This is a genomic window from Ligilactobacillus acidipiscis DSM 15836, from assembly GCF_001435755.1.
Lineage (GTDB): Bacteria > Bacillota > Bacilli > Lactobacillales > Lactobacillaceae > Ligilactobacillus > Ligilactobacillus acidipiscis.
The window spans coordinates 1-10,604 of the sequence record NZ_AZFI01000063.1 but is presented as its reverse complement, the minus strand read 5'-3'; the positions used below and the strand labels follow the sequence as shown (position 1 = coordinate 10,604).

Below are 10,604 nucleotides of genomic sequence, written 5' to 3'. Positions count from 1 at the left end.
TTTAAGACAAAAAGTATGAATAATTCAGGATTCATTATACCGCAAAAAAATCCCTCGGGGTATTTCTCCCTAAGGGATCTAAAATTAAGTGCAAACTCGCTAAATATGCTAAAACTAAATAAACTTTTCAAATATTTCAAATGTTTGTTGTATTTTTATTATGTCTTGGTTCATTTCATGGAAACGACCACGCCGATAGTTAAACTCTACATCCAAAAGGAGATTCATCAGTGCGTACCACTGAATGCGAAACTCCATTGCCTTCGATAATTGCTTTCCAAAATAGCTTTCTAACCATTGCTTCCAATCTGCGCGTGGGACATAGCGACACATTAACATGCTAAGATCCTTTGCTGGGTCAGCAAACATTACTGATTCCCAGTCAACAAGAAAAAGCTGCCCTGAATCTGACAACAAAAAGTTCTCACGCTTCAGGTTGCCATGCGACACCTCATAATCATCTTTAGGACACTCCGGCAGATGTGCTTCTAAAAACTTAGCACATTTGTGCAGTAACGGGTGCGCTAATAAATCGGCAGAAGTTCTCCGATAATAAAGTGTCAAAAAATCGCTTGGTTCATAATGTATTCCGCCAACTTTTTGCAACATCCGTTTCAAAAGATCAGAGTGATGAACACGTCTAATCAAGGAAATTACCTGATCCGAGCTCATTTCACTGCGCTCGAGGCACCGACCGTTCATCCACTGCTGAGCAGTCAATGTATCGCCTGTGTGCATCCTTTTCGACCAGATCAGTTTCGGAGTGACCTCTTCCAACGAAAGTGCTGCAATAAATGGTGATGGGTTTCGTTTTAAAAAGACTTTTTCTTTTTGCTTGATCCCCATGTACGCTGTCCCTGTATCGCCGCCAATTGGGAGCACTTGCCAGCCATTCTCTAAATCAAGATTCATTTTGGCAACGCTCCTTTTTCAGTTCGGATTTTCTGATTTTTTTGCAAAAATCAATTACTACATAAAGTCTACAAACTCACTTCGACGCTGTCAAGACATTTTATTAATGCGTGTTTTACTGTATATTCTTGCAATCAAGGCACTTTCAGCGACCAACAAAACCAGTGCAGATAAGGCTTTGATTATTTCTGGGCCTTGAATAGCAATCGGAATAAAAAAGAATATCGAACTGATAAAAAGCAAGGAAAACAGCATTTTAGAAAATGCAAGAAACTTTTTTTGTATATTTATAGGATAAGTGTGCATAAATACAACTTCATCATAAGTTACAAAGAGCGGCATCAATTGAAAACCTAACAAATACACAAAAACCGCGGCAATGAGCAAAGATACCCAGTAGTTAGGAATAAAAAATAACACGATCAGGCATAAAAGCGTCAGTCTGAGGTACAAGTTGCTAAATTCCCCACTGCGAACAAAAGCCCGCCAGAACAAGTACTTAAAAATTCCTTCCGGTTTTGCACTATACTTGGGCAATAAACGATCCAAATAACGTCGTCTCTTAGGTTTCGGGCTGACAGAACCAACATCAGTAAACATGTTAAAAAAGCGGTATAATCGAGCCATTCGAGCTGCTTCTTGATCGATAGCGTAACGCCAGTCAAATATTTTAGTCGCTAATAATTTTTGCTCCCGACTAGTTGTGAACAATAACAGCAATATTGCAACCGCACACGCAACATAAGCAGGTAAATAGACTCCCGCAGCCAAGATCAGCCCAGGTATCAACCATGAAAATGTTACTTCTTTTGAAAAGACACGATTTTGAGTAATAAATAATCCCATTGCCTGCCTTTTCGTGCGGTCGATCGTTAATACTACTTGCGTAATGGCTAGAAAAATCACGTTCAAACCAGTTAACTTGGCAGCAAACAATAAAAATGGTGTCAGCACTACATAAAGTGCCAGCTGTACAGTAACAGCAATGAATGTACTATATTGCCCAGAATTCTTAATATATTGTCGGATCTCTTTTTCTTGCGGCAGTAAAAAGACTTTGTCCGGTTCTTTTAAAAAAGTAGCAATTTGATTGACATGCATCATGATCACTAAGATAAAAAGTGCTGTTGGCTGTGCCCACCAAATATTTTCATTGCCAGACAAACTTTTTAAAAAGTTAGAGTATGACAATCCGAAAGCACCAAATAAGAAAAGCAAAGCAATCACAAAATGATCGTTAAAAACATAACGTAAATACTTTAACAGCATTTTTTGGTAAGAAGCCCGTCTTTTTTTCCAAATCTCATTCATAATTACCGCCTCACTTATCCGTCATATCCAGATAGATCTCGGACAACGAAGCATCAGGTTTATGGCTTTGTTCTTGCAGATCTGATAATGTCCCTGAGGCCAACAACTGTCCCTCGTCGATCATCACAAAACTGTCACAAACCTCTTGAGCAGTTGATAAAACATGGGTCGACATCAAAATGGCTGTTCCAGCTTGCTTTTCTTTGTCTAGTAAATTTAGCAAGTCACGTGTAGCTAGCGGGTCGAGTCCTAAGAACGGCTCATCTACTAACAACAAGTCCACTTTAGGCAAAAGTGCACAAACGATCATCACTTTTTGCTTCATTCCCTTGGAAAAATTAATTGGAAACCAGTCTAATTTATTGTCTAACCTAAAGACTTTTAAAAATCTTTCTGCTTTCTGCCAAGCTTGCTCTTTATCCAATTGATACGCCATCATCGTTAATTCAATATGTTCTTTTAATGTAAGTTCCTCATATAAAACTGGGATCTCCGGAATATAGGCGATCATCTTTTTATATTGAGCAGCATCTTGTTGCAAAGAAACGCCGTTCAGAGTTATTGAGCCCTTCATTGGTCTTAACAAACCAATAATGTGATTGATCGTTGTCGACTTTCCTGCCCCGTTCAAACCGATCAGACCGACCAAAGAACTTCCTGGCACTTCAAAAGAAATATCTTTTAAAACGGGGATAGATGAATAGCCGCCAACTAAGTTTTTAACTTTTAAAGTCATCTTTTTCTTCCTCTCAGTGGACCACACATGCTGACCTTCATGAGCCAAACATGGATCAACCACTTTAATTTATTGTTTTTGATCAACAGCGCATGACTAACTTGTCTTTGCTATGCACTAATAACTTTTTATTTTTCAAAAAATTGCTCCCGTGATAGCAAGCTGTTAAAATTCACAAATAATCTAAAACAGTACACATATTAGATTATAACATTAGATTTTAGACCGCCAAAGTCTTAAAAATTTTCTGATCTAGTGTATACTGGACATAATAGAAATTAACATATATAGAAAGAAGGTTCCAATTATATGGAAGATTGTGTGTTTTGTAAAATTATCAGCGGCGAGATCCCGAGTACTAAAGTTTATAAAGATGAGGTCGTCACAGCTTTCTTAGATCTTTCACAAGCAACACCGGGCCATACCTTGGTCGTCCCTAATAAGCATGTCAAAGACATCTTTGCTTATGATACAGACCTTGCTGCGGCAGTGTTTTCTAGGATCCCTAAAATCGCTCGTGCAGTTCGTGCATCAAACAAAGATATCAAAGGACTTAATATTTTAAACAATAATGGCAAAGTTGCCTACCAGTCTGTTTTCCATTCACACATTCATTTAGTTCCACGATATACTGATAACGATGGCTTCAGCATGAGTTTCACAGATAACTCAGATAAACATAGCACCGAAGAATTAAACCAGATCGCTGCTAACATTTCAAATAATATTACGGAGAGTGACTAAGATGAAAAAAGCTCAAATCTTTTCTATCATAGGAGGAAGCGCTGTCCTGGGTCTGTTAATGTATCGTAAACAGCACAAAAGACAAATTACAGACGCATCTTTAAAAAAAGACCCGACATTAAGGTCAGCTATTAAAAATACATCAGTTTCCGCTAAGAAACTAGTCTCTGAAATCAAAACTTCCCTTCAGACGGTCGAAGAGATCACCGATGAGATCGGCGAATTTATGACAGAAGTTGAACCGCAAATCAAAAAGCTGACCAAAGATGTCGAAAAAATGCAAAAATAAGACTTTTTTCAAGATAATTAAATTAGTCTAAATTTATCAATGCACATACTAACAAAAAATAAATTATGTTATAGTAGTAACCGTTAGTCTTGCACCAGATAAGACCTAAATCTTATAGAAACGGATGTGTTCACGGAATGAAAAAATGGTTAACTGGTTTAGCCGCGATCATGATGACCTTCACTTTGGCCGCATGTTCAAAAACTGTCGCAACTACTTCCGGTGGAAAAATCACCGAAAGTGAATATTATGACAGTATGAAGAAAACTTCTTCAGGTAAGCAACAATTGCAACAGATGATCTTAAATAAGGTTCTCGAAGAAAATTACGGAAAGAAAGTTTCTGACAAAAAAGTTGACAAACAGTTTAACGCTGCCAAGAAACAATATGGTTCTTCTTTCAATTCTGTTTTACAACAGGGTGGTTTTACTAAGTCCTCATACAAAGATCAGTTGCGCTCTTCCCTCTTATTGCAAGAGGCAGTTAAAGCCAACACTAAGATCTCAAACAAAGATCTCAAAAAGCAATGGAAGTCATATCAGCCTAAGGTCACTGTAGCTCACATCTTATTAAAGAATAATGACGATGGTAAGAAACAGGCACAAACTGTGATCGACAGCTTGAATAAAGATGGTAGTTATAAGAACTTCAAAGCTTTGGCTAAGAAGTATTCTACTGATGATCAAACAAAGAATAATGGTGGTAAATTACCAGCATTCGACAACACTGATACCAGTTTAGTTGGCGGTTTCAAGAAAGCAGCCTTCAAGTTAGATCAAGGAAAGTTCACTACTGAACCAGTTAAGACTAGTTATGGTTACCATGTGATCTATTCGATCAAAAACCCTGGTAAAGGTAAGATGTCTGATCATAAAGCAGAACTTAAGAAACAGATCTTAAATAGCAAGATGCAAGATCAAACATACATGCAAAAGATCATTTCTAAAGAACTGAAACATGGCAAGGTCAATATTAAAGATAACGACTTAAAAGATATCTTGGCCGATTATATTGGCACAGATTCTAAATCCTCTAACAGCGCAAAATAATAGCACAAAAAAAGCACCGTAACTCTTCAGTAAACTAAACAACGTTTGCTGAATGTTACGATGCTTTTTTAACGGCCTCTTTTTCAATCAAACTAACCCTAAAACCAGCTAACCATCCCTTTTAGTAAACAGTATCAATATCTCCAAAACGTTCACGGTTTCTTCCTCATCATCACCACTATATACCTCTACGCTTAATAATTTTAGTTCGATCAAGGTTCAACTAAATTAATTCCGCAATATACTAGTTAAAAGCTTGTTAAAACTCTGAACCAGGCTGTGATTGTCCTTTTTCTTGAGGACGATAGAAATTCCGCCGATCCATACCAAAGACTTTCTCGGTATAATCTCCAGGTTCGGTATGTTCCAATGCTTTACGCATCATTTGGATCGAAGCGTCCAAGTCATCAAGGTGATGTAAAATTTCAGCTTCCATTAAATGCGGTTGGACTGGTGAACCATATTCCAACAAACCATGATGAGAAATAATCATATGACGCAGTAAAACAGCATCTTCGGACATTTTATCGATACCTAGTTTATCGCAGGCATTAGCGATTTCTTCATCAATCAGCACAATATGACCCAACAAATTACCAGGGACAGTATAAACAGTAGCTACAGGTCCAGATAGTTCTAAAGTCTTGCCAAGGTCATGCAGGATAGCACCCGCATATAATAAAGACGCATTAATATCTGGGTATTCTTTGACTACCGAATGTGCCAGTCGCAGGATAGATAAAGTATGAAAAGCCAAACCGCCTGCAAAATCGTGATGATTCTTCTTGGCAGCTGGAAAACTGAAAAATTCATCATGATATTCTTTCAGTAAATACCGTACGATTCGATTCCATGTCGGATTAGTGATCTCAAAAATGACCTCATCAACTTCTTTTTCCATATCCTGCGTTGATTCAGGCGCGCTTTGTAGATAAAGCTGCGGGTCAGCCGGTTCATTTTCATTTGCTAACCGCATCTTAAATATTTTGATCTGTGGATTTTGCTGATAATTTTCACGTTTCCCCTGTAATGCAACGACTCGTCCCGCTTGAAATTGAGAAATATCTTCTTCTGAAGCATCCCAGAATTTCGCACTGATCTCTCCAGAGCGATCCGCAAACGTAAACGCAATAAACTTTTTACCGTTCTTCGCGATCCTAACGTCGGCACCCTTGATCAAAACAAATAATGCCATGTTATCATCGACTTTATAGTCAAAGATCTTCTTTGCTTCCAAAATTTGCCTCCTGCTTTGCAGTACTGACCTACCCATTTAAGAATAAGCTTTTGCTACAGATTTTATATCTATTATCATTCTACCAGCTTAAACGATTAATTGAAAAAAGGAACTGCATGAGATAAACAGTTCCTCTTAAAACGTTCTTTAGAAGTTATATAATTCGCTGACTGGTTTAAAGATGATCTTGTTGATCTCTTCAAAAACAGCATTTAAAGCCTGTTCCTTTTGCATCAAATCAGACAAACTGTCGTAGCCTTGAGCTTCTTCTGCAAGTGCCTTGATCTTGTCTACATCTTCATCTGATAAATCGCCTTGCATTTGTTTTGCTTGCAAATTCTTTTGTGCGTCTTGCACACGCTTGAAACAATCATAAGCTTCAGGTTCTGCTTTAAGTTTTGCCATTGCTGCCGTAAGGTCAAGATATTCTTGAGTCTGACGTAAGTCTTGTTCAAGCTTATTTGCTGAATCATAAATATTGATCACGTAAGTGTCCTCCTTGCATATACTAGTTAACATTGTAACATTTATTACTTATCTACCAAAGGATTTTAACAAGATTATTTTGAAAAGTTCCTAGCGCCCTAAAATGCTGTCTAAATATTGTTTGCCCCGTTCAGCGGCACTGCTAGCCTTGTCTTTGAGACCAGATGCTCCTTGATCGATCTTATCTCTCAGATCACGGCCGGCTTTTTGAACTGAATCCCAAGACTTAGAGCTGTCTTCACCCTGACCAGAAACACTTTCATTATATCGAGTCGAAGCAGACTTGGTATCAAAGGATGTTTGCGCAGTATAAGGCAATATCCCTTCCATTTCAGATTTAAATAACGCAGAACCTGCATTCGTACCGACATTAGCGATCGAATATTTTGTGGAATCAAAACCGATCCATGTAGCTACGACAACGTCTGGAGTATATCCAATATACCACTTATCATTATCATCGCCGTTGCCGTTTTCAGCACTTGTGCTTTCAGTTGAGCCGGTTTTTCCCGCGATCGTATAACCGTATGGCTTAGCCGATTGACCAGTCCCATTGTTGTAGACATCCATCATCATGCTTGTCATTTGCTTTGCAACTCGTTTTGACATGACATGCTTAGATTTGATCCTCGTGTTGTCAACTACCGTTTTTCCTTCTGAATCAACGATCTTAGTGATAAAATGCGGATCTTTCCGGACTCCCGAATTTGCAAACGCTGTGTATGCGCTAGCCATCTGATACGGTGAAACACCTTTCTTCAACCCGCCTAAAGCCAAACTCAGGTTTTCATCTGATTTGTCTAACGGGATCCCGAATTTTTCTACTGAACGGAATCCTTTTTGCACGCCAATCTTATTCAATAACCACACAGCCGAAGTGTTTTTACTAAGCGCTAAAGCTTGATACATTCGCATTTCTCCAGCATATTGGTCATCCCAATTATGTGGAGTGTAATCATTTTTTCCATAAGGTTGTAATTTGTCTTCTACCTTGGAATCATAATGATAGCCGCTTTCGATCGCAGGCGTATAGACTGCCAGTGGTTTGATCGTCGAACCAGGTGAGCGGATCAGTCCGGTACCACGGTTATAACCACGAAAAACATGACTGCCAGAACGACCGCCCACAACTGCGCTAACTCCACCTGTATTAGGGTCAATAGCGATCGAACCAGCTTGGGCTTTAGTTCCGTCGCTAGCCGCACTAGGGAAAAGACTTGGATCAGCAAAAGATGATTGCATTTTAGCCTGTTGATTTTGATTCAAAGAAGTATAGATCTTATAACCCTTATTCATGATCTCTGCTTCTGTCAAACCATAGTCTTTGGTGGCCTCGTTGATCACCGCGTCAAAGTAATAAGGATACTTGTAACCAGACCGATATTGATAGGTGTCATTTAAAACGATCCCTGTTGCTTGATACTCCTTAGCTTCAGCACTCGTGATCTTCTTATTTTCAACCATCGTTTGTAATACAACATTGCGTTTCATCCGTGACTTTTGCGGATTATCGATCGGGTTATATTGCCCTGGATTAGATAACATCCCGGCTAGTGTAGCAGACTGTGGTACTGATAACTGGCTAGCATGAACGCCAAAATACTTTTGGGCAGCATCTTCTACACCCCAAACACCATTTCCGAAATACGCATTATTAAGATACATCGTTAAAATATCGTCTTTACTATAATCATTTTCAACTTGCATGGCGATGAAAATTTCTTTAGCTTTCCGACTAAATGTTTGCTCCTGTGACAAAAAAGCATTTTTAACTAACTGTTGTGTCAAGGTACTCCCGCCACCGCTAATATAATTAGCACCAGTCAGCTTGTTTTTGACGAGCAGCCAAGCCGCTCTTCCTAACCCCTTAACTGAAAATCCATATTCATGATAAAAGTTCCTATCTTCACTGGACAAAACTGCGTTAGAAACATTTTTTGACATTTCATCCTTTGAGACCCATGTCCCCTTTTGTGAATATAAGAAACCAGCCTTTTGATTTTTATCGTCATAGACCTCAGTCGATTGCTGCAAAGCTGATCTTAACCCAGAAACATCGGTCGTTTTCGCAATATAAACCAAGTAAACACTCGCTACCAAAAAGATACTCAAGAAAGCGACGAGCAACCAACGCCAGATTTGAAATCGACGCCACTTTGCACACAGCCAATGCCAAAAGGGTTCAAAAATTTTTTTGAATTGCTGTTTAAAAGTATTCCAAAATGATGAATCATTCATAACTATTTTTTCCTCTTATACAATATTATTAGTCTTTTCCATATTATCATACTTGAGCAAAATTTTAGCGGCTGAAAACCTTCTTAACAAAAGATTTAGCAGTTAAAGGCACTAAAAATGACCACCCATTGCCTTGGTACTTGCTATATAACAGAGCCTGCCGACGTCTAATATTACCCATTTTCATAAACTCTATTCACCAATATTTGCAATAAAAAATCTGGAAACTTCTTGGGCAGTTTCATTATTAGGACTAAATAAAACGACAGTGTCATAACCTGCTAAAGTCCCAACTACTCCAGGCAATTCATTATCATCGATCAATGCTGCCAACACGTTAGCATTTCTGGGCGTAGTCTGCACGATATTAACAAACTGAACGTTGGTCACATTCGTGACGATATCGCTGATAGTTTCCTTGATCCTTTGTTTGGGGTCTGAATGATCTTTTTTAAGCAAAGTATAATAAGTATTACCATCAGTATCCGCTTGTTTAATGATCTTCATTTCACGAATGTCTCGTGAGACCGTAGCTTGAGTAGAATGGATCCCCTCATCTTCTAAAGCCTGGATCAGGCTGTCCTGATTGGAAATTTTCTGTTGTTTGATCAGCTGTTCAATTTTTCGTTGCCTATCTTCTTTTTTCATATTTGACCTTCCTTGTCCCATTCATGTTGTCTCTTTATAGATAACGCCTAAAAACGGCCAATAGTTTGACCATAGTAATTGATTGGCTTTCTCAAATAAGTATTATAACAGAATCAGCCTAATAGAAAAGGTCAGCTGGCACCTAATAGCTGATCTAACGAATCTTTGCAGATGATCAACTTTCGCGAGCTGCCATTCAATAGCCCCTTTTGTCTAAAATGTTTGATTGTTTGACAGACAGTTGCAACACTTGTGTTAGCGAATGACGCTATGATCCGATAGGTCAAAACAGCAGGTAAAAGAACATCACCATTAGTTAGCTTGCTGCCACATTCTTTAGCAAAATAAACTAAAATATTTTTGATCCGTTCTGCAATTTTTCCTTCCAGACAAAGCTGCTGCAATGCTTTTTGCAAAAAATATTTTTTTAATAAACTATGATGAACCGTCCTAATAAAGTGAGTATGAGTGTTTTTTAAATGATCAAACTTTTTAATTGGGATCGCTAAAATCGTTAAATTTTGACAAGCATGGACTACCCCAAATGATGTTTGCTGTTCAGGCAGTTCTAGGTCTGAAGGAAAATACATACCTTTCTTCAAAAAGGTAAAAGCTGACTGTCCATTCGCACAAAAATCTTCTAAAAACAACGACCCTTGCTTCAACCAGAAAATATAAGACTGGTACGGAACATAGGTCAGTTCAAATTTACTGCCGCTCTCAAACTTTAAAATTTTAGTATATTCTTCTAAGATCCTTTTTTCACTCAGATCGAATTCCTGGAATCCTTCTAAAATATCACTGGCTTCATTTTCTAACAATGAATTTGTTGTTGTCTTCATCTCTGTTCTATAATCACACGTCATGCATCAAGTACCTGAACCGGACTATAATCCTCCTTTACTATTTATGCTTCAAATATAATTAAAATTTATTTAAATTTTAGCAATCCTG

General features: G+C 38.2%; 11 protein-coding genes. 3 read left to right on the top strand and 8 right to left on the bottom strand.

Features of this window, described 5'->3' with window-relative positions:
- Positions 1 to 114: 114 nt before the first annotated feature.
- The 3 genes from FC65_RS05795 to FC65_RS05785 all read right to left on the bottom strand — a co-directional run bounded on the left by FC65_RS05795 (position 115) and on the right by FC65_RS05785 (position 2,959).
- Positions 115 to 912 (bottom strand): phosphotransferase family protein, encoded by a 798-nt coding sequence (locus FC65_RS05795; protein ID WP_056971899.1) that lies wholly within the window; start codon positions 910 to 912, stop codon positions 115 to 117.
- A 90-nt stretch (positions 913 to 1,002) separates the two neighbouring features.
- Positions 1,003 to 2,223, bottom strand: a complete 1,221-nt coding sequence (locus tag FC65_RS05790; RefSeq protein ID WP_056971898.1) for an ABC transporter permease — start codon at positions 2,221 to 2,223, stop codon at positions 1,003 to 1,005.
- Between the two features lie 10 nt (positions 2,224 to 2,233).
- Positions 2,234 to 2,959, bottom strand: a complete 726-nt coding sequence (locus FC65_RS05785; protein WP_056971897.1) for an ABC transporter ATP-binding protein — start codon at positions 2,957 to 2,959, stop codon at positions 2,234 to 2,236.
- Positions 2,960 to 3,268: 309 nt separating this feature from the next.
- On the opposite strand from FC65_RS05785, the gene FC65_RS05780 reads away from it, so the two are divergent.
- From FC65_RS05780 to FC65_RS05770, 3 genes are all read left to right on the top strand, one after another.
- Entirely contained in the window at positions 3,269 to 3,703 is a 435-nt protein-coding gene (locus tag FC65_RS05780) for an HIT family protein (protein WP_056971896.1), read from the top strand.
- A 1-nt stretch (position 3,704) separates the two neighbouring features.
- On the top strand, positions 3,705 to 3,992 hold the full coding sequence (locus tag FC65_RS05775; protein WP_056971895.1) for a hypothetical protein: 288 nt from the start codon (positions 3,705 to 3,707) through the stop codon (positions 3,990 to 3,992).
- 137 nt (positions 3,993 to 4,129) lie between these two features.
- Positions 4,130 to 5,041: a peptidylprolyl isomerase gene (locus FC65_RS05770; protein WP_056971894.1), complete on the top strand. Its 912-nt coding sequence runs from the start codon at positions 4,130 to 4,132 to the stop codon at positions 5,039 to 5,041.
- Positions 5,042 to 5,300: 259 nt separating this feature from the next.
- On the opposite strand, the gene FC65_RS05765 is transcribed toward FC65_RS05770, so the two are convergent.
- The 5 genes from FC65_RS05765 to FC65_RS05745 all read right to left on the bottom strand — a co-directional run bounded on the left by FC65_RS05765 (position 5,301) and on the right by FC65_RS05745 (position 10,516).
- Positions 5,301 to 6,278, bottom strand: coding sequence for a 3'-5' exoribonuclease YhaM family protein (locus FC65_RS05765; protein ID WP_156408577.1), 978 nt, complete (start codon positions 6,276 to 6,278; stop codon positions 5,301 to 5,303).
- Positions 6,279 to 6,425: 147 nt separating this feature from the next.
- A complete protein-coding gene (locus tag FC65_RS05760; protein ID WP_010496406.1) occupies positions 6,426 to 6,764 on the bottom strand; it encodes a YlbF family regulator in 339 nt (112 codons plus the stop codon).
- A gap of 90 nt (positions 6,765 to 6,854) precedes the next feature.
- Positions 6,855 to 9,002, bottom strand: a complete 2,148-nt coding sequence (locus tag FC65_RS05755; RefSeq protein WP_056971892.1) for a PBP1A family penicillin-binding protein — start codon at positions 9,000 to 9,002, stop codon at positions 6,855 to 6,857.
- Between the two features lie 192 nt (positions 9,003 to 9,194).
- Positions 9,195 to 9,650: an arginine repressor gene (locus tag FC65_RS05750; protein ID WP_056971891.1), complete on the bottom strand. Its 456-nt coding sequence runs from the start codon at positions 9,648 to 9,650 to the stop codon at positions 9,195 to 9,197.
- Positions 9,651 to 9,781: 131 nt separating this feature from the next.
- Complete coding sequence (locus FC65_RS05745) at positions 9,782 to 10,516, bottom strand: Crp/Fnr family transcriptional regulator (RefSeq protein WP_056971890.1); 735 nt, start codon at positions 10,514 to 10,516, stop codon at positions 9,782 to 9,784.
- Between the last annotated feature and the right edge of the window lie 88 nt (positions 10,517 to 10,604).